The following is a 19,712-nucleotide window of genomic DNA, read 5'->3' on the forward strand; positions in this document are numbered from 1 at the left end:
AGTAATTTTTTCAAAAAATTAAGTACATATCTTCTTGGTGTTTTTATAAATAAACTTTTTTATTAAAATTTTATTTGCTTAAATTTAAGTGTTTTATTCATCTATTAAGGTAATCAGTTTTAATAAAAAATGAAAATTTTTTAACCAACAAATTATAACAATTAAAAAACGCAAAAATTAATTTTGCGCTTATTATTATTAAACTAATTGATCAAAAATATCATCACCTGTTTCAACTACAATGTCAACACCAAAGTTTTTAGCAACTATATTCCCAAGTGTTCCTAACCCTTGAAAGTTAGGTAAAACTTTTGGTTTTGTAAACATTTTTGAGAATATTGTAGCAGGTAAAAATTCTCTTGTGTGGTTAAATCCAGGATAAAGTGGATCATTACCATGATCAGATGTTATGATTAATAAATCATCTTCACGCATAGCGTTAATTAATTTACCTAATTTAACATCAAGTTTTGCAATATTTTCTGCATATCCATGTACATTACGTCTGTGTCCGTAGTGAGAATCAAACTGAACTAAGTTAGTGAAAATAAATTTGTTTTCTGTATCTTTTGAAGCAAGTTCGATAGTAATATCCATACCATCTTCATCACCTTGACTTGCATAGTGAGTTGAAATTCCTTGACCAACAAAAATATCATTAATTTTACCAATAGAAATAACTTCAACTCCTTTGTCTTGTAATCTATTTAAAATCATTTCGTTTGGTTTATTTGCATAATCGTGTCTATTAAATGTTCTTTCAAAACTACCAAATGTACCAACATATGGTCTAGCAATAATACGACCAACATTTCACTCTGGACGTGATGAACAAATTTCACGTGCAGCTTTTGCGTATCTGTATAAGTTATCTAAACCTGTTCATTCTTCATGTGCACAAATTTGTAAAACAGAATCGTGAGATGTATAAACAATTATTGCCCCTCTTTCATGTTCTTCGTGAGCTAATTCATTAATTATTTCTGTTCCTGATGAAGATTTATTACCAACAATAGGTCTTCCATCAAATGCTTTAGATAATTCATCAATTAATTCTTGTGGGAAACCATTTTCTGCAAAAGTCGGAAATGGTGTTACAGTTTTGATTCCCATCATTTCTCAGTGACCTGCTAAAGTATCTTTAGCATTTGATACTTCTTGAACTTTAGCCATGTAAGCTAAAGTTTTTGGAACGTGATAATTACCATTTAAGTTTGTAATATTTCCGATACCTAATTTTTTTCATGTGTCAATTTTAAATTCTTCTGCCATCGAAGCTGATCTAATTGTATTTGCACCAGCATCTCCGAAGTATTTTTGATCCCTATCGGGACCAATTCCAAGACCATCTGTTACAATCATAAATATACGTTTAAATTTTGCCATATATTAATCTCCTTTATGTATTTTTTAATATATCTTTAATTTTACTCTTATAATCAAAAAAATATATTTTATTTTGATTTAATCAATTTTATTTTGTTAATAATAGAGATTATTATCAAAATATATATCCAACAAAATGATACTTTAGTTAAATAGAGTATCATTTTGTAGGATAAGTGTTAATCATCAATAAAATTGATTAAACAAAATGTAAATTTGTTTTAAATTTTGCAAAATTATTGTCTAAATTATCGAATTTGATAAAAAAATTATTTATTATTATAAAATTTATATATTAATAAAAAGGTGGTTAAAATGGATTTATTGAAATATGTTGGTGAAACTAGTTTTTATGAAAAAAAAGTAAAATTAGAAACTAACAAACCTAAAAGTTGATTAAAGAGTGTTTCTGCATTTGCCAATAGCAATGGTGGTAAATTGTTTTTTGGTATCGATGATAACGACAATCTTATCGGACTTAAAAACGCAAAAGAAGATTCAGAATATATTAGCAATGCTATAAAAGCCAAATTAGATCCAATTCCAGAAGTTGATTTAAAAATAGAAAAGGTCGATGAAAAGGATTTTATAATGTTAGACGTTAAAAAAGGTATTCAAACACCATATTACTATATAAACGATGGTACTAGATTGGCTTATCTTAGAATCGGAAATGAAAGTGTCCTTGCAAATGGTAATCAATTAAACGATTTGATTTTAAAAGGTCATAACAAATCTTTTGATAGTTTAGTAACTAATATTAAAGTTGATAAAGCTTCTTTTACGAAATTTAAATCTATGTATTATTTCAAAACACATAAAGATTTAGATGAAAACTTTTTAGTTTCATTTAATTTATCTTCAGATGATGGTTATTTAACTAATGCAGGTGCATTATTTGCTGATGAACCACTTGTTTATCAATCAAGAATATTCGCAACAAGATGAAACGGATTAGATAAAACAAACGGAAAATTCGAAGCTTTTGATGACAAAGAATTTAGCGGAAGTTTATTGAGTTTATTGCAAAATGGTGAAGAATTTATCATGATGAATTCTAAAAAAATGTGAAGAAAAGGTCCAAAAAATAGGATCGAATATCCTGATTACCCAGAAATTCCAGTCAGGGAAGCACTTGTAAACGCTTTGATACATAGAAATTATAATGAAATAGGATCTGAAATTCATATCGATATGTTCGATGATAGATTAGAAATTTACTCACCAGGTGGGATGCCGGACGGATCATTTATCCAAAATCAAAACCCCAAAGAAGTTCCATCTAAAAGAAGAAATCCATTTATTGCAGATATATTTGGCAGAATGAACTTAATGGAAAGAAGCGGGAGTGGATTAAGAAAAATTATAGACAATTATAAAATTCATGAAAATTATTCAGAACAATTTATGCCTGTATTTAAATCAACCAATAGCTCATTCTATATCATCTTAAAAAACTTAAATTATAATAATAAATTAATAAAGAACGATTTTAAGGAATCTAAAAATATTTCTAAAGAAAATGACATATTATTTACTCTTAGCGACGAAAGAAAAAATAAAATTATTCTTTTTGCGAAGGAAAATAAATATTTTACAAGAAAAGATATTGATAATTTACTAAATTTAAAATATTCACAAACAAGATCTTTATTATCTGATTTAGTTTCTAACAATATTTTAGAACCAAAGGGTGATAACAAAAACAGAACATATACACTTAAAAATATAAAAATAAAATAATTTATTTTTATATTTTTTTACTTTCACAATTAATAGTTAAAAATTTAAGTTATAGAAATAAACCGGCGATAAACCGGCGATAAACCGGCGATAAACCGGCGATAAACCGGCGATAAACCGGCGATAAACCGGCGATAAACCGGCGATAAACCGGCGATAAACCGGCGATAAACCGGCGATAAACCGGCGATAAACCGGCGATAAACCGGCGATAAACCGGCGATAAACCGGCGATAAACCGGCGATAAACCGGCGATAAACCGGCGATAAACCGGCGATAAACCGGCGATAAACCGGCGATAAACCGGCGATAAACCGGCGATAAACCGGCGATAAACCGGCAATAAATTTCAATAACACACCCATGCTTTCTTGTTAATGTATGATGTCAAAAGTTAAAAAAGAATATAAAAAAACCAACCGATAAGTCGCATACCCGACAGTTGGCTAGTAAATATGACCAATTATTTTAATGTGCCCGGCTCAGGAGAATGGTATGTTCTAATCACAATATTATTTTAGCATTTTTATAAACAATACCTAAGTGTATAGCAAATACGGATTTTATAATTTGCATTTTAGGCAAAATCAATTTCAATAACCCGAATGGAATATACATATTACTTTTATGTTTTAAAAAACTGTTAAATACCCATTAAACTTCATTTATTTAATCTCTAATCAAAAGTTTGAACCATTATGAAATATTTTGTGCATCCTTGTTTCAAACTTTTGATTAGAAAGCAAATTTTTAAGATTTATTCTTTTTAATAGTTATATTTGATTTTTATAAACCAAATAGGATAAAAAATAACTCGGATACAAATTAAATAATTTTGGTTTCATAACATAGCCAATAAGTATTATGATATATGCATTAATATATACAGATTATAAATTGAAGTTGCTATGGTCGATTCCTAAAACAGAATATAATGAGTGGATAATACAAGAATAATATGTTTTTCACGGATACCTAATAGTTAGGTTATTCATAAGTATTAGTATCATTTTATACAATATGATTTTGTATTTAGGTCTAATAATTATCATTGATTTAATAATAACATTACACAAATAGAACTAATAAAGACAATTATGCAAATTTGTTTTACACTTCACATTTTTTATAAAAAAATTAATAAAAAATAAAAATAAATTGTGTGAGGTACAAAACAATTTTGCACCTCACAGGCCTTAACGCCATGAAATTTTTTATTTTTTTCTTAAAATAATTACTAAAATCTTCAAATTTAAAATTTATATCAAATCTAAAAAAGTATTTACATGGTTTTCTTTTCAATCTTCGTTGATCTGTAAACTAGAAATCATAGCTACCATAATATTTGCATTTTTTAAATTCTTTCGAAATTGATAAAACATTTATTTTCAATTTTCTAGCAACGCTTCTTAAAGAATAGTCGTTTTCAATACTTTTTTGTATAAAGAATCTTTCTTCTTTACTAATTTGATTGTATTTTTCGTATAATCCATATGGTTTATCGGTCGTAGTATAGCCATTTTTTATTGAAAAATTCAAGTGCCCCGCAATTGAATTTTATATCAATTGTGTTGCACCTGAATTTACAATTTAGCTTATTATATTTATAATAATTTGTAATTTTATTATATTTGTCTATTCATTATTAAATGACACATATATTCAAATTTTTTGTCAATAAATATAGGAATAATTTTTTTAATAAAATTTTTTGAATGTTCTTGTGAAATAGTAAAAATTTTAAAAAAAGCGTTTAATGTTTTAAAACTTTCGGAATTTGAGTCTAAAGAATTACAAAATTCATGGATTCGTTCGAATGGTTTATCACTTAAAAAATTATACAATTTAGCAACAAAACCACTTATTACGTCGCTAATTTGAATTTCTTCATTTTCAAGTGAATCTATAAATTCAACATTTAAAATATTTTCATAATCACCGTATTCTTTTTTTAGAGTATTTTCAATTTCAGATTCTTTATCAAAATATTTTTTATCATCAAAATCCAACATTCTTGTAATATATTGGCAAGCAATGTCATTAACAACAACTAAAGGCTCATTGTTTTCTAGAAAAACAAGGGTATTTAAATCCTTTTTACTTTTAATTATTTCTCTAAGGATTTTTTTAGTAATATTATTAATATCATTCATATCAAAATAAGACAAATTATCTATATACATTTTTAATATTTTATTTATAAATTCATTAGATTTTTTACGTGAAATATTTGGAAATTCGTAATTTACTAATAATTTATGCAACTCATCGTAAGTTTTGTATAGAACTTCAAACATATCACTTTTTAAAGTCAGATTAATATTTTGATCTATTAAAGCAATTTTATTGTAAATATCATCCTCCACTATTAATGAATCAAAAATATCAACTATAGAAAAATGAAGAAAGTGAAGTACATGAAAGTGAATTAAAATTTTTTCTTCTAATAAATATTCGAAAAAAAGCCTAAGTCTAGACTGTGATATCGCATCTTCAAACTTTGATTTTTTGTGTGAAAAAAATTTAAATTTCGCATCTTTTGGTTTTTGTTTCGCTTTTACATATTTTAATAATTCATCGAACTTTAAATCATTTTCTAATGCTACACCTCCTAAAACGAAAAATAAATTTTTTAATTCTTTAACATTATCTTTTTCTTTTCCTATTATTCCTTTTCTTATGTTATTACTCTCATCAAAATAAATGGTTCGATTTACTTTTTTTGTGATACCATATTTTTTATATAATTCAACTAGTTCGTTTATTTTGTTATTTTTTCTTTTTTCCATATAATCTCCTAAATAATAAAAGCAAATTATTACATAGTAAATAATTTAATTTCAAAAAATATTATATACTGAACTTAGTCTATCTTTTCTTTTAATAATTAATTTATTTGTTTAACACTCCAAATATCGAATAAAAAAATAAAAATTCATAACATAACCTGAAAAAAGTATTATAATATTTGTATCAATGTATATTTGAATCGTCAAGTGGAATCCGCCGCAGTTGATACTTGAAAGTGGAATATATAGTGAGTAGGCTAGACAAGAAAAAATATATTTTTCGGACATAACTGAATAGTTGTGTCGATTTTTTTACGCTTTTTTAATAAAATGTGCCAAATATGATAAAAATTCAGATAAAAAGGGTTAAAATACTTTTTTAGTACTAAAACTAATATTTTATAAATATTAAATAAGGAGTAAAACTATAATTGTTTACATTAAAAAACATTATTTTCAAAGAGTCTTACACTATTTTAACCACATTAAATTTAATTTATTTTGATTTTTAATTTTTAAAAATAAAAATGATATAATAATTACATAAAAAAGCAAAAACACAATTTTAAGGGGAAAAAAATGAAAAAAATACTATTTTTAGAAGGATCATTAGATAATTCAGATAATTCATATTCAACAGTTACAATGAATAAATTGTATGATAAATTAGTTGCCCAAGGGCACCAAGTTGAAAAATTCAACTTAAACGATACTCACTCAAAAGTTTTCTTAACAAACTCAACATGAAAAACATATTTTAATGATATTAACAGTGATTTCTGAATTGATAAATTAAAAGAAACAGATTTATTAGTTATTTCAGAATCAATGACAAACTTTGGAGCTGCAGCAGTTGTTAAAAACTTTATTGATTCAATCGCAGTTGCTAACAAAACATTCTCATACAAATATTCTAAAAAAGGTGATGCAGTTGGTTTATTAGACACATTAAACGTTTTAGTTGTTGCATCTCAAGGTGCTCCACGTGATTGATACCAATGAGGAAGTCACATTAGTTGATTAGTTGGTACATTTAATTTCTTAGGTGCTAAAAAAGTAGATACAATTGAAATTACAGGTACAAAAACAGCTTTATTCAAAGATACAAACCCAGAAGCATACTACGAAGATAATAAAGAATTATTTGAAGCTAAATTAAAAGGATTCGATTTATAATAAAAAGATAATGAAAAACAACTTTAAGTTCAATTAAAGTTGTTTTTTTATATTATTTTTTGTTGTATGTATCAATTCTTAATAATGTTTTCTTAAGTTTTAATTCCATACTATATGCATCTGCAGCACTATATTTATTTTCACGAAGTTTGTTTTCTAACCGGTCTCTTTCTTCGATAGCACGTTGAATGTCAATATCTTTAACGTTTACAATATCATCTGTAATAATATTGATTCTATCTTTTAAAACATAAATTAAACCACCACCGATAAAGTATTTTTCAGTACCAGGTTTATTTTCTCAACCGATTGTTAATGTTCCAATTTCAATATTTGAAAACATTGTTGAGTGACCAGGTTGAATCCCGATATAACCACGTGACATTTTTAATGTAACTATTTCAACATCGTTTTCATAAAAAATACCTGAAGGAACAGTTATTTTTAAATACATTTTAGACATTATTTTTTATTAAATCTTGCTACAACATCATCTATGCTACCAGCATATCTGAATAAATCTTCAGGGTATGTGTCGTATTTACCTTCTAAGATTTCTTTAAAGCTTCGTATTGTATCTTTTAGTGGTACGTATGCACCTTTAATACCTGAAAACTTTTCTGCAACTGTAAATGGTTGTGATAAAAAGTTTCTTATTCTTCTAGCACGAGCAACTATTTTTTTATCTTCTTCAGATAATTCACCCATACCAAGAATTGCAATAATATCTTGTAATTCTTTAAATCTTTGTAATATAGATACTACTTTTTGAGCTACATCATAGTGTTCAGCACCAACAACAAGCGGATCTAATAATCTAGATGATGAGTTAAGTGGATCAATCGCAGGATAAATACCAAGTGAAGCAATACCACGATCTAAAACTGTTTTAGCATCCAAGTGTGTGAATGTTGTTGCAGGAGCTGGGTCAGTTAAGTCATCAGCAGGCACATAAACTGCTTGTACTGATGTAATTGAACCTCTTCTTGTTGAAGTAATACGTTCTTGTAAAGCACCCATTTCGGTTGCTAATGTTGGTTGGTAACCAACAGCTGAAGGCATACGACCTAATAAAGCCGAAACCTCTGAACCAGCTTGAGTAAATCTAAAGATATTATCAATGAATAATAAAACATCTTGATTTTGTTTATCTCTAAAGTATTCAGCCATTGTAAGACCACTAAGAGCAACTCTCATACGAGCACCGGGTGATTCATTCATTTGACCAAATACTAACGCTGTTTTATCTAAAACACCAGCCGCACTCATTTCATGGTATAAATCGTTACCTTCACGAGTACGTTCTCCAACACCGGCGAATACTGATAGACCGTTGTGTTGTGTTGCAATGTTGTTAATTAATTCTTGAACAAGAACTGTTTTACCAACTCCAGCACCACCAAAAAGTCCAATTTTTCCACCTTTAGCATAAGGAATTAATAAATCGATAACTTTAATTCCTGTTTCTAATATTTCTGAAGATGTTTTTTGTTCTTCATAACTTGGTGAAGGTGCATGAATTGGCATACGTTCAACATCTTCACCAATTGGTTTATCATCAATTGGGTTTCCTAAAACGTCAAACATTCTTCCTAAAACTGCGTTACCAACTGGTACAGAAATAGCACGTCCTGTATCTAAAACAGTCATTCCTCTACGAAGTCCGTTTGTTGAACCCATTGCAATTGTACGAGCTGTATCATCTCCAATGTGTTGTGCAACTTCAAAAGTATAAACTTGATCTTGGTGTGTAATAGTTAGAGCATTTAACAATTTAGGTAATTTACCCTCTTGGAAACGCACATCAACTACTGGCCCAAGAATTTGTACGATTGTACCTTCATTTTTTATCATAAATTCTCCTTAATTAAGTTGCGTCTGCTCCGGCAACTATTTCTGTTAATTCTTGTGTTATTTTACTTTGACGTTCTCTGTTATATTCTAATTTTAAGTCTGAAATTAATTCTGTTGCATTATTTGTAGCATTTTCCATTGCGTTACGTCTTGATGCTGTTTCTGATATTTTTGAATTTGAACTTAGACAATAAATTGTACTTGCTAAAAATAATGGAACTGAAGAAGAAAGCACTGTTTCAGCATTTGGTTCAAATTCAATAACAGAACTACTTGTTTTCACATTATCTTTTTTAGTAAAATCAAACGGAAAAATTTGTTGACATAAAGCGTCTTGGTTTATGTTATTAATAAATTTTGTATAAACTAAATTTATTGAATTAATTTCTTTGTTTTTGTATAGCTCCATAGCTAATTTTGCTATTTCTGAAGCTAATTTATATGGCATTTTATCACCAATATTTGAATAATGTTTTATAACTTGTGATTTAAGTGAACTAGAACTTAATAAACTAATTCCTTTTGTACCTAAAACTATAATTTGGTCATATTCTGAAGCTCTTTCACGTAATAATTGAAATGCATTATGGTTATATGAACCACATAAACCTAAATCACTAGTTACTAAAATAAATAATTTACTTTTTACATCTGAATTTTTTGGGAAAATAGCATAAAAGTCATTTTCATCAATATTAGCAATTAATTGGTCGAATGTTTCTTGTAATGATTCTTGATATGAAATGATATTAGTGTAATCATTTCTCATTTTTCTTAATTTAGATGTTGAAACAAGCTCCATTGCATTAGTAATTTTTTGTGTGTTGCTAACAACATTAATTCTGTTTTTTAAGCTATTTAAATTAGGCATCTTTTAAACTATATTTTTCTGGCATTTGTTTATACAAGTTTGGATTGTATTCTGGAATTGTTGCAACAATATCATTTACTATTCTAACGACTGTATTTTCAATTAATTTATAATCTTCTTCTGTAATTTTACCTGCTTCAGCAATTCTGCTTACTAATGATAAACCAACATTATCTGTTGTTGCTCAATTAATAACGTTATCACGATATTCATGAATATATTCTTTTGGTAATGGGTTTATAATTCTTTCTTTAACACCAACAAGTAAAATCGCTTGAATTTCTTGTTTAATTGGTGAATATTGTTCTTGTCTTAATAATTCATAAACTTTTGCACCATGATCAAGAATTGTTTTTGTTGAGTCATCTAAATCTGAACCAAATTGAGCAAATGCAAGCATCTCATTGTATTGAGCAAGTTCAAGTTTTAATGAACCAACAACTTGTTTCATAGCTTTTGTTTGAGCTGATGAACCAACCCTAGAAACACTAAAACCAATATCAACTGCAGGTCTTTGACCAGAGTTAAATAAACTTTCTTTAGTAAAGATTTGACCGTCAGTAATAGAAATTACGTTAGTTGGTATATATGCTGAAATATCACCTTGTTGAGTTTCGATAATTGGAAGAGCAGTAATTGAACCACCACCAAATTTTTTGTTTATTCTAGCTGCACGTTCTAATAATTGAGAGTGTAAGTAGAAAACATCACCAGGATAAGCTTCACGACCAGGAGGTCTTCTTAAAAGTAATGATAATGTTCTATATGCAATAGCATGTTTTGATAAATCATCATAAACGATTAAAACATCTTCACCTTTATACATTCACTCTTCTGCGATTGTAACACCAGTATATGGTGCAATATATTGTTGTGGAGCCAATTCACTTGCTCCAGCAACAACTATTGTTGTATAATCTAAAGCACCTGAATCAGATAATTTTTGAACTATTTGAGCTACTGTTGAGTTCTTTTGACCAATTGCAACGTAAACACATTTAACATTTTTATCTTTTTGGTTAATAATTGTGTCAATTGCAATAGCTGTTTTACCAGTTTGACGGTCACCGATAATAAGTTCCCTTTGACCTTTACCAATTGGAATCATAGTATCTATTGCTAAAATACCTGTTTCCATAGGTTGGTTAACTTCTTTACGACTCATAACACCAGAAGCTGTTTTAAATATTTCTGATTTTTTAGATGTAACTATAGCACCTTTACCATCAATTGGGTTACCAAGCGCATCAACAACTCTACCTAAAAGTTCATCACCAACGTTTATAGAAATAACTTCACCAGTTCTTCTAACAGAGTCACCTTCAGAAACAGAGTTAGCATCACCAAAAAGTGCAACCCCAACTGTTTCTTCTTCTAGGTTAAGAGCTAGACCAAAAACACCATTATCAAAAGTAACAATTTCACTGTTCATAACCTTTTCAAGTCCGTTAACAAGTGCAATACCGTCACCAATAGAAATAACTTTACCTATTTCAGAACGATCTACGTTTGAATTAATATTTTTAATTCTATCTTTAATAATCGCTGAAATATCATCTAATTTGACTGCCATCTAAACCTCCTTTTTATTAATTAAAATATCATTTTTTAATTTATCTAATTCTTTTTTAATATTATTTTCTAAAACTTCAGTACGTGAAACAATTTTGAAACCACTAATTAAATTAGGATCAACATGGTGTGTAATTCTAACTTTTCTACGTGTGTTTTCTTGAAGTTTGTTTTTAATATCTAAAAGTTGTTTTTCATCAATTGGGAATGCAGATATAACATCCACAAAACGAATTCTTAATTCGTGATTTGAAAGTTTTAGATATTCAATAATTATTTTTTTAAGATAACTAACAACTTTTCTTGAAACAATAACTTTAATAAAGTTTGTAGTTATTCAATGAAAATCTTTGAAAGCAATATCAATTGTTTCGAATTTATGTGTTTCACTAATATCATAATTTGCTAAATAATCAATAAATTCTTTGTTATCCGCAAATTCTTTAAGTGTTTCGAATTCTGTTTGAAGAATTTCGAATTTATCTTCCTCTTTTGCTAAATCAAATATTGCTACTGCATAGGCTGATATATGTCTTTTTTCATACATTATAACTCTTCAACCTCTTTATTTGAATTTAAAAATTGATCAATAATTTTATCTTGTGTGTCTTTTGAAATCTCACGTTTAAGTATTTTTTCAGATAATTGTGTCGCAATTTCAACAATATATTTTTTTGAATTTTCATCAAATTCTTTTTGTTGAGTACTAATATCTAATCTTGTTTCATCTAATAAACGTTTTGATTTGATTGTAGCTTGATTTTTGTAAAATTCAGCTACTTTTTCTGCTTTTAATTTAGCTTTTGTAAGGATGTTGTCAGCTTGCACGTGTGCATTTTTAAGTTGCACATTTGCTTCGTTTAATGTTTTAATACTTTCTTCTTTTTTACTGATTGAATCATCTATGTTACTTTGGATAAAATTATGACGATCTTGCATCATTTTTTTAACCGGTTTGTATAGAAAGAATCATAATGCAGCAAATACTATAACGAAAGCAAGAATAGTAGCTATCATCAATGGAATACTTGGGAAAATACCTAAAAACTTCTCTTTAAGTTGTTCTCCAGCACTCGGAGTACTATTACTTACCTCTGCTGCTAATTTTTGAAATTTATCAATATTTAATATCATAAGAAAAATATTATTACAATACAAAAAGAATTAATATAGCAATAACGAAAGCATAAATAGCTGATGATTCAGCAATTCCGGCACCAACGATTAACATGTTTCTAACTTTTTTCTCAGCTTCTGGGTTTCTACCAACAGCTTCTGCAGCTTTACCTGCCGCATAACCTTGTCCAATCCCTGTACCAAGAACACCGATTGCTGCTAAACCAGCACCGATTGCTAATAATCCTGTTTTTAAATCTCCACCGTTGTTTGCTGCCGCTTGTGTTGTTGCATTTGAAGCTTCTGCTGCTAATTTTTGAACTGATTCTATAATCATAATTTCTCCTACTTTTTAGTTTTATTAATATATATGTTCTACTTTATTTTTTTTCATATTTTTAAAAATTTTATAAGTAAATTTTTTTGGTTTTTCTTCATCAACTTCTGATTCCATTTTTCAATATACTATTGTTAGCAATGTAAAAACAATTGCTTGTAACACTGCTCCAAATATATCGAAATAAAAGTGTAGCACAGGAGTAAAGATAGACCCTAAGTAATAAAAAGGTGATCCTGCAATGGTAATATTTCCAACTAAAGCATATACCATTAATAGAATAGCTGCACCACCCATTAAGTTACCGTACATACGAGCTGAAAGTGAAATTAAACTACCAAATTTACCAACTAATTCCATTGGGTTCATAACACTTTTTATGTATTTTCTTTTCCTGTGAATTGCACCGGCAACAAAAATACCCATTCAAGTCATTAATGCAAGTGTGAAAGGAACTGATATTGAACTACCAATCGGTTCCAAACCTATTACAGGTAATAAGTTACCAACGATTAAAAAAGTACCTAAAGTAAAAATATAAAATTTAGCTTTTGGAATCGAACCATCTGCTACATTATCAAAATTATCATCTAATGCTTTAACATAAGATTCAGATATTAAAACAATACCTTTTGGTGCTTTATTACTTTTAACTTTTTTCACTTTTACAAAAGCAATTATTGATAAAACAACAATAATTAGAACTGTCATAAATAAAGAAAATAGTTGCGGTAAATTTCAAACCCATAACTTTTCAATTATCTTCATTAAACCTCCTTTTTTCTTTTTAAGTATATTGAAGTAAAAATAATACTTGCCAAACTACTTAATAAACCAACAAAAAATATTGCTAAATTTATTTGAGCATCGATAAAGTTTACTTCTAATAAGGACTTTGTGCTTTGATTTGAGATTTTATTAATACTTACTATCAAATACATAATTAAAGATAAGATAATAAAAAATATCAACATTTTTAATATATGAGCAATAATTAATATTTTTCTTTTTTTAAGATTAAATGAATTTAAAATTCAGGTAATCTTAAAAAGTAAAAACGAAGTAAAAGACCCTATAGCAAAACCAAATAAAGATCCTTTTAATCAAAAATTAATAATGAAAAAAAACGCACTTGAGATTAATAGAAGAGTTATGTATGTAATATCAAAACTCCTTCTAAAATTGCTCATAGCACTCCTTTTATTTATGTTTGCTTAAAAGTATTTTATAACTTTTTTCGCGTTTTTTATAAATTTTTTTAAAAAAATAAAACGAGATATTTATTTCGCTTTATTTTAGTGTTTTTAAATAAATTATGCTTTATTGTTTGAACCAAATTCATGAATTTTGAATTTAACTGTTTCACACATTGCGTCGAATCCTGGTTTGTATAATTTACGAGGATCGAAGTTTTTACCTTCTAAGTCTTTTCCACTTAAAATATATTCTCTTAATGCTTTGTGGTTTGACTGTTGTAATTCTGTATTAACATTAATTTTTGTAACACCTAAACTAATAGCTTTTTTAATTTGTTCTGAAGGAATACCACTTCCACCGTGTAAAACGATTCCGATTCCTGCTGCTGAACTAATTTCTGTTAATGTTTCAAAACTTAATGATTCTCATGTTGTTGGGTATGGACCGTGAATGTTTCCAATTCCTGCTGCTAAAACATCAATTCCAAGTGAAGCCATTTTTTTAGCTTCTTCTGGGTTAGCAAATTCACCATCACCAACGATTCCGTCTTCTTCTCCACCGATTGTCCCTACTTCAGCTTCGAATGACATATTTCTTTTTCTTGCTAATTCAACTAATTCTTTTGTTTTAGCGTAGTTTTCTTCGAATGGGTAATGTGATCCATCGAACATAACTGATGTATACCCTTCATTTTCAATAGCTGCTTTAACACCTTCGTATGAACCATGGTCTAAGTGTAATGCAACTGGAATTGTGATTTTTAAGTCTTTAATTAAACCTAAAACCATTCCGCTTACTGCGTTTAATCCACCCATGTATTTAACTGCACCTTCTGAAGTTGCAACAATGATTGGTGATTTTTCAGCTTCAGCTGTTAATAAAACTGCTTTTGCTCACTCAAGGTTGTTGATGTTAATGTGAGGAACTGCGTATTTTCCTTCTTTTGCTTTTTTAAGCATATCTTTTGCATGTACTAATGGCATATTATTCTCCTAATTTATTTTGTTCTTTCTATTGTTAATTATTAACTTCTGTTGTACTACTAATTCAAGTACCGTCAAGATTTCTAGTAAATCTCATATCAACAGTTAATAGACGATATAATTCACCCATTTTCTTTTCTTTGATTTTTTCAAGGGTGAAATTTTCATCATCTTTATAACTTTGAGCTCAAACTTCACCAAGTTCTTCTTCAACTTTTTGAAAAATTTCTTCAAATGTGAATGAACTAGTTGTATCAGAAGAAATAACTTCTATAGCTATTTCTAACATTGTTCTATTTTTCATAATTTCCTTTCGATACTTTGTGTATTAATTATAAACCAAAATTTGATTTTTTTAATATTTGTTTAAAAATTACATATTTTCTGGGGCAGAAACACCGATTAGACCTAAACCGAGTCTTAAAACTAATTGAACAACACTAACTAAATATGCATATTCTGCTTCGTTTTCATGACCTTTAAGTTTTGTTTCTGAATAAAAACTATTGAAAAGTTTTGCTAAATTCAATAAATATTGACTCATTAAGTTAACTTTTGAAGTTTCAACTATTGTTTTTATTAATGAAGGGAATTCATCAATTGCTAATACTATTTTTTTAGCTTTATAACTTAAATTAAATGATTTTAAACTTAAGTCTGGTTTCACTAAATTATTAAGAAGTGAAACTGTTCTAGAATGTGCATACTGAACAATGTAAACAGGGTTACTACTATTTGCTGAATTTGAAAAGTCAATATCAAAATCAAATTTATTATTAATTTCACGAGTTAGCATCATGAATCTAACAGCATCTGGCGAACTAACTTCAAGTAAATCTGATAATGTAACACTTGTTCCTGCTCTTTTTGACATCTTAAATTCTTCACCATTTTTAATTAATCTAACTAACTGTATTATTAAAACATCAAGTCTATTATCGTCATAACCTAAAATTTTCAGTGCTGCTTTCATTCTTTCAACATAACCAGAGTGATCTGCACCTCAAATATTAATTAAACGATCTGCTTTTTTAAATTTAGTTAAGTGGTAAGCAATGTCCGGTAATAAATAAGTGTTAGAACCATCAGATTTAATTAAAACACGATCCTTATCATCTTTAAATTCTGTAGTTTTTAAAAATAAAGCACCATCTTTATGATATGTATATTCTTTCATTTTTTCTAAAGCTTCATCAACTGCACCGTTTTGTAAAATTGATAATTCACTTGAAAATGTATCAAAATTTCCGATGTTTAATTTTGAAAGATCATACTTAATCTTTTCTAATAAAATATCTTTAACTTCGGTTTTGAATTCTTGATATTTTGACTCAAAATCATTTAAATAATAATCACCTTTTTTATTTTTGATTTGTTCAACTGCTCAAACAATATCTTGTCCTTTGTATGATTCTTCAGGCATTTCTAAAGTTTGCCCAAATAATTCAAAATATCTAACTTTCGCTGAATTAGCTAAAACATTGATTTGATTTCCGGCGTCATTTACATAATATTCAGATTCAACTTGGTATCCAGCATGACGATAAATTTTAATTAATGAATCTCCATATACTGCACCTCTAACGTGTCCAACGTGTAAAAATCCTGTTGGGTTAGCTGAAATATATTCAACATTAATTTTAGTAGGTTCAAATTGGTTAGCACCATATTTGAAACCTTCTTTATTAGCATTTAATAAAACTTCGTTAAAAACTTCATCTTTTAATACAATATTGATAAACCCAGGCATAGCAACATCAATTTTTACAAAAACATCAGTATTTTGCATTAAAATGTTTACTAATTCATTGGCAATATTTAAAGGTGAAGTTTTAACATATTTTTTAAGTAAAAAAGCAACATTAGTAGACAAATCATATTTAATTTCTTCATCTTCTAAATGTTCTGGTAAATTTGGTAAACTAACTAAAAAACCAACTTTGTCCGCATCAAATTCTTCCTGGAAAAAGTTGTTTTTTTGCATTATTTCTATTGAATTAACAATTAATTCTCTAATTTTTGTGTTTAATAGCATTGATTTCCTCCCTATGTTTTATTTTAATTATACATTTTATGAAAACATTATATAATAAAAATATGTTAAAAATTTATGTTTGCGGGCCAACCGTATATAACGATGTTCATATTGGTAATATTAGACCAATTTTGACATACGATTTAATACTAAAAGCAGCTAGAAATTTAGGAATTGAATTTAGTTTTATTCATAATATAACTGATATTGACGATAAAATTATTAATCGTGCAATTGAAGAAAAAACTACAGAAGAAGCAATTTCTACAAAGTATTCAGAATATTATTTAGACATCTTAAAAGATTTAAATGTTAATACAATTACACATTTAGAATATGTTACAAAAAATTTAGATGTTATTTATGATTTGATCCAAAAAATGATCGATAAAGGAAGTGCGTACAAAATTGGTACAAATGTATGATTTGACGTAAAGAAAAATATTAATAAATATGGTGTTGTTTCAAATCAACAAATTGACAAAATGAAATTTGAAGATTCTGATCATCAAAAACATTTTGCTGCCGATTTTGCTTTATGAAAAGATACAAATATCGGAGTAAAATACGATTCTCCTTTTGGATTAGGTAGACCTGGATGACACACAGAGTGTGTTGCGTTAATTTATAAACATTTTAAAGAAGAAGGTGTCGATTATCACGGTGGTGGAATGGATTTAACATTCCCGCACCACGAAAACGAAAATATTCAATTTTACAGCGTTACAGGTAATGATTTAAGTAAAAATTGACTACGTACAGGGCAAATTAATATCAATGGTATTAAAATGTCTAAATCACTTCAAAACGTCATTTTACCAAAGGATTTCATTAAAGCTTATTCAGCCGATCACTTAAAAGTAATTTTCTTACTTTCTAACTTAACAAGTGAAATTAATATTGATGAAAACTTATTAAATAACGCTTCTTTATTCTTGAAGAAAATTAAAAAAATATATTTTGAAGCAAAATTAAATAACAATAATAAAAACTATGATGAAGATTTATTTAAAGAAGCAATGAATCACATCTTTAATAAAAATTTCGCTAAATTTAACAAGCTGTTAAACGACTTATTAAAGGAAATAAATAAAAATAACTCAGAAATTTATCAAGCAACAATTATCAAAATCTTTGATAGTTTAGAATTTGATATTTCTAAATTTAATTACGGTGATTTTGTTGATACATACAATCAATGAAAAACCGAACTAAATAACAAAAACTTCGAAAAATCAGATAAATTAAGAGAAGTATTAATTAAAAACGAACTAATTTAGTAAAAAAATAGTACTAAAATTATTAAAAAAGAGGTCATTAAATATGGAACAATTATTAGTGTGTGGTAAAAACTCTGTTATAGATGCTTACAATAACAATCAAAAAATTAAGTTAATATATATTTCTAAAAAAGAAAACTTAAAATACTTTAACAAGCATAGAGTTGACATTAAAGTTGTTGACCATATTTTTTTAAATAGTTTAACTAAAGAAAACCACCAAGGTTTTATTGCTGTATTGCCTGGAATTAATTATTTAGACATAGCAAATTTAATTAAAAATAAACCTGAAAATGTTTTAGTTTTAGATAAAATACAAGACCCACATAACTTAGGGGCAATTATTAGAACTGCTAACGCAGCAGGTATAAAAGATATAATTTTACCTAAAACAAATGCTGCTCAACTAGATAGCACTGCTCTAAAAATTTCTTCAGGAGGTTATGTAGGAATTAATTTTTACAGAGTCAATAGCATCTCTGCGGCTTTAACAAAAATTAGAAAAAGTGGTTATTGAATTTATTCAACAACTCTTAACGAAAAAGCGGTGCCACACACAAAAGTAAACTATAATAGTCCAACTGTAATAGTAGTCGGAAACGAAGGGGCAGGAATTTCAAAAAGTGTTGCTTCAGTTAGCGATGAGTTCGTTTATATAAATCAATTTGGCACAGTTCAGTCACTAAATGTATCTGTCGCAACCGGAATAATACTTTTTGATTTGATTAACAAAAAGTAAAATGAATAAAATAGAAATTAACAAACTTTCCAAATATGTAATTTCATTTTTAAAATTAAATGAAGACAAAAAATATACTAATAAAAACGAAATGATATTTAAATTCAAAAATATACATTACTCGAACATTGAAATATTTTGTGCAAAAATCTACCGAATGACACGAGCATATAACTTAAGTTGAGAAGAAATATATAACAATGTATTGTATGAATCTTTCGAACTAATGTTAAGAGAATATGATGATACAATACCATTCGAAAACAAATTTTGAAATAGCTTAAAATACAAATCTTTAAACTCGTTAAATAAATCTAAAAATAGACAAAATATATTTGAAAATTACATCGGTAATCATCTTGTTAATTGCGAAAAACTGTTTAATAAAATAAACTATATTAATTATATTGAGAATGCTAATTCACTAGAAAACAAATACTATAAAGACTTATTAATGCTTCTTTATTCAAAATTAAGTAAAATAGAAAAAGAATTTGTTAATAATCTAGATAAACCATTAGAACATAAATCTTGATATTCTAAAACTAAACAAACAGAAATAATAAATAGTATTAGATTAAAATACAATAACATTTGTCAAGTATTTAATTAATTAAACCGAATTAAAAAATT

General features: G+C 27.5%; 21 protein-coding genes. 5 read left to right on the forward strand and 16 right to left on the reverse strand.

Annotated features, from left to right (window positions below; genetic code table 4):
• Nucleotides 1–198: 198 nt before the first annotated feature.
• On the reverse strand, nucleotides 199–1,386 hold the full coding sequence (locus HTZ87_RS02195) for a phosphopentomutase (RefSeq protein WP_174892933.1): 1,188 nt from the start codon (nucleotides 1,384–1,386) through the stop codon (nucleotides 199–201).
• Between the two features lie 315 nt (nucleotides 1,387–1,701).
• Between HTZ87_RS02195 and HTZ87_RS02200 the strand changes: the two genes are divergently transcribed.
• Nucleotides 1,702–3,129: an ATP-binding protein gene (locus tag HTZ87_RS02200; protein WP_174892934.1), complete on the forward strand. Its 1,428-nt coding sequence runs from the start codon at nucleotides 1,702–1,704 to the stop codon at nucleotides 3,127–3,129.
• 36 nt (nucleotides 3,130–3,165) lie between these two features.
• Here the strand turns inward: HTZ87_RS02200 and HTZ87_RS02205 are convergent, their stop codons facing one another.
• From HTZ87_RS02205 to HTZ87_RS02215, 3 genes are all read right to left on the reverse strand, one after another.
• The gene (locus HTZ87_RS02205) at nucleotides 3,166–3,483 is read right to left on the reverse strand and encodes a hypothetical protein (protein WP_174892935.1); all 318 of its coding nucleotides are present in this window, start codon (nucleotides 3,481–3,483) and stop codon (nucleotides 3,166–3,168) included.
• A gap of 967 nt (nucleotides 3,484–4,450) precedes the next feature.
• A complete protein-coding gene (locus HTZ87_RS02210; RefSeq protein WP_174892936.1) occupies nucleotides 4,451–4,669 on the reverse strand; it encodes a helix-turn-helix domain-containing protein in 219 nt (72 codons plus the stop codon).
• 86 nt (nucleotides 4,670–4,755) lie between these two features.
• Complete coding sequence (locus HTZ87_RS02215; protein WP_174892937.1) at nucleotides 4,756–5,919, reverse strand: DUF3800 domain-containing protein; 1,164 nt, start codon at nucleotides 5,917–5,919, stop codon at nucleotides 4,756–4,758.
• 579 nt (nucleotides 5,920–6,498) lie between these two features.
• Between HTZ87_RS02215 and HTZ87_RS02220 the strand changes: the two genes are divergently transcribed.
• The gene (locus HTZ87_RS02220) at nucleotides 6,499–7,095 is read left to right on the forward strand and encodes an FMN-dependent NADH-azoreductase (RefSeq protein ID WP_174892938.1); all 597 of its coding nucleotides are present in this window, start codon (nucleotides 6,499–6,501) and stop codon (nucleotides 7,093–7,095) included.
• A 52-nt stretch (nucleotides 7,096–7,147) separates the two neighbouring features.
• On the opposite strand, the gene atpC is transcribed toward HTZ87_RS02220, so the two are convergent.
• The 12 genes from atpC to argS form a co-directional block, all read right to left on the reverse strand.
• Nucleotides 7,148–7,558: an ATP synthase F1 subunit epsilon gene (atpC, locus tag HTZ87_RS02225; RefSeq protein ID WP_254616011.1), complete on the reverse strand. Its 411-nt coding sequence runs from the start codon at nucleotides 7,556–7,558 to the stop codon at nucleotides 7,148–7,150.
• On the reverse strand, nucleotides 7,558–8,949 hold the full coding sequence (gene atpD, locus HTZ87_RS02230; RefSeq protein WP_174892939.1) for a F0F1 ATP synthase subunit beta: 1,392 nt from the start codon (nucleotides 8,947–8,949) through the stop codon (nucleotides 7,558–7,560). Before atpD ends, atpC begins: the two co-directional genes overlap by 1 nt.
• A 13-nt stretch (nucleotides 8,950–8,962) precedes the next feature.
• The gene (gene atpG, locus HTZ87_RS02235) at nucleotides 8,963–9,820 is read right to left on the reverse strand and encodes an ATP synthase F1 subunit gamma (protein ID WP_174892940.1); all 858 of its coding nucleotides are present in this window, start codon (nucleotides 9,818–9,820) and stop codon (nucleotides 8,963–8,965) included.
• Nucleotides 9,813–11,393: a F0F1 ATP synthase subunit alpha gene (gene atpA / locus HTZ87_RS02240; RefSeq protein WP_174892941.1), complete on the reverse strand. Its 1,581-nt coding sequence runs from the start codon at nucleotides 11,391–11,393 to the stop codon at nucleotides 9,813–9,815. The genes atpG and atpA overlap by 8 nt, the downstream gene beginning before the upstream one ends.
• Nucleotides 11,394–11,939: an ATP synthase F1 subunit delta gene (atpH, locus tag HTZ87_RS02245; protein WP_174892942.1), complete on the reverse strand. Its 546-nt coding sequence runs from the start codon at nucleotides 11,937–11,939 to the stop codon at nucleotides 11,394–11,396. It abuts the gene before it with no gap.
• On the reverse strand, nucleotides 11,939–12,526 hold the full coding sequence (gene atpF, locus HTZ87_RS02250) for a F0F1 ATP synthase subunit B (RefSeq protein ID WP_174892943.1): 588 nt from the start codon (nucleotides 12,524–12,526) through the stop codon (nucleotides 11,939–11,941). Before atpF ends, atpH begins: the two co-directional genes overlap by 1 nt.
• A 13-nt stretch (nucleotides 12,527–12,539) precedes the next feature.
• The gene (gene atpE / locus HTZ87_RS02255) at nucleotides 12,540–12,845 is read right to left on the reverse strand and encodes an ATP synthase F0 subunit C (RefSeq protein ID WP_174892944.1); all 306 of its coding nucleotides are present in this window, start codon (nucleotides 12,843–12,845) and stop codon (nucleotides 12,540–12,542) included.
• A 24-nt stretch (nucleotides 12,846–12,869) separates the two neighbouring features.
• Nucleotides 12,870–13,613 (reverse strand): F0F1 ATP synthase subunit A, encoded by a 744-nt coding sequence (locus HTZ87_RS02260; protein ID WP_174892945.1) that lies wholly within the window; start codon nucleotides 13,611–13,613, stop codon nucleotides 12,870–12,872.
• Nucleotides 13,613–14,035 carry a hypothetical protein gene (locus tag HTZ87_RS02265; RefSeq protein ID WP_174892946.1) on the reverse strand — a complete coding sequence of 141 codons (423 nt, stop codon included), beginning with the start codon at nucleotides 14,033–14,035 and terminating at the stop codon, nucleotides 13,613–13,615. Before HTZ87_RS02265 ends, HTZ87_RS02260 begins: the two co-directional genes overlap by 1 nt.
• A 123-nt stretch (nucleotides 14,036–14,158) precedes the next feature.
• Nucleotides 14,159–15,025, reverse strand: a complete 867-nt coding sequence (gene fba / locus HTZ87_RS02270) for a class II fructose-1,6-bisphosphate aldolase (RefSeq protein ID WP_174892947.1) — start codon at nucleotides 15,023–15,025, stop codon at nucleotides 14,159–14,161.
• Nucleotides 15,026–15,059: 34 nt separating this feature from the next.
• Entirely contained in the window at nucleotides 15,060–15,329 is a 270-nt protein-coding gene (rpoE, locus tag HTZ87_RS02275) for a DNA-directed RNA polymerase subunit delta (protein WP_174892948.1), read from the reverse strand.
• 69 nt (nucleotides 15,330–15,398) lie between these two features.
• Nucleotides 15,399–17,060: an arginine--tRNA ligase gene (gene argS / locus HTZ87_RS02280; RefSeq protein ID WP_174892949.1), complete on the reverse strand. Its 1,662-nt coding sequence runs from the start codon at nucleotides 17,058–17,060 to the stop codon at nucleotides 15,399–15,401.
• 62 nt (nucleotides 17,061–17,122) lie between these two features.
• On the opposite strand from argS, the gene HTZ87_RS02285 reads away from it, so the two are divergent.
• From HTZ87_RS02285 to HTZ87_RS02295, 3 genes are read left to right on the forward strand one after another with little or no spacing between them, the layout of a single operon-like run.
• On the forward strand, nucleotides 17,123–18,340 hold the full coding sequence (locus HTZ87_RS02285) for a class I tRNA ligase family protein (protein WP_174892950.1): 1,218 nt from the start codon (nucleotides 17,123–17,125) through the stop codon (nucleotides 18,338–18,340).
• Nucleotides 18,341–18,383: 43 nt separating this feature from the next.
• Nucleotides 18,384–19,079, forward strand: a complete 696-nt coding sequence (gene rlmB / locus HTZ87_RS02290) for a 23S rRNA (guanosine(2251)-2'-O)-methyltransferase RlmB (RefSeq protein WP_174892951.1) — start codon at nucleotides 18,384–18,386, stop codon at nucleotides 19,077–19,079.
• Between the two features lies 1 nt (nucleotide 19,080).
• Nucleotides 19,081–19,692 (forward strand): hypothetical protein, encoded by a 612-nt coding sequence (locus HTZ87_RS02295; RefSeq protein ID WP_174892952.1) that lies wholly within the window; start codon nucleotides 19,081–19,083, stop codon nucleotides 19,690–19,692.
• The last annotated feature ends 20 nt before the right edge of the window (nucleotides 19,693–19,712 follow it).

The organism is Mycoplasma sp. OR1901 (genome assembly GCF_013348745.1).
In the GTDB taxonomy this organism is placed as follows: domain Bacteria; phylum Bacillota_I; class Bacilli_A; order Mycoplasmatales; family Metamycoplasmataceae; genus Mycoplasmopsis.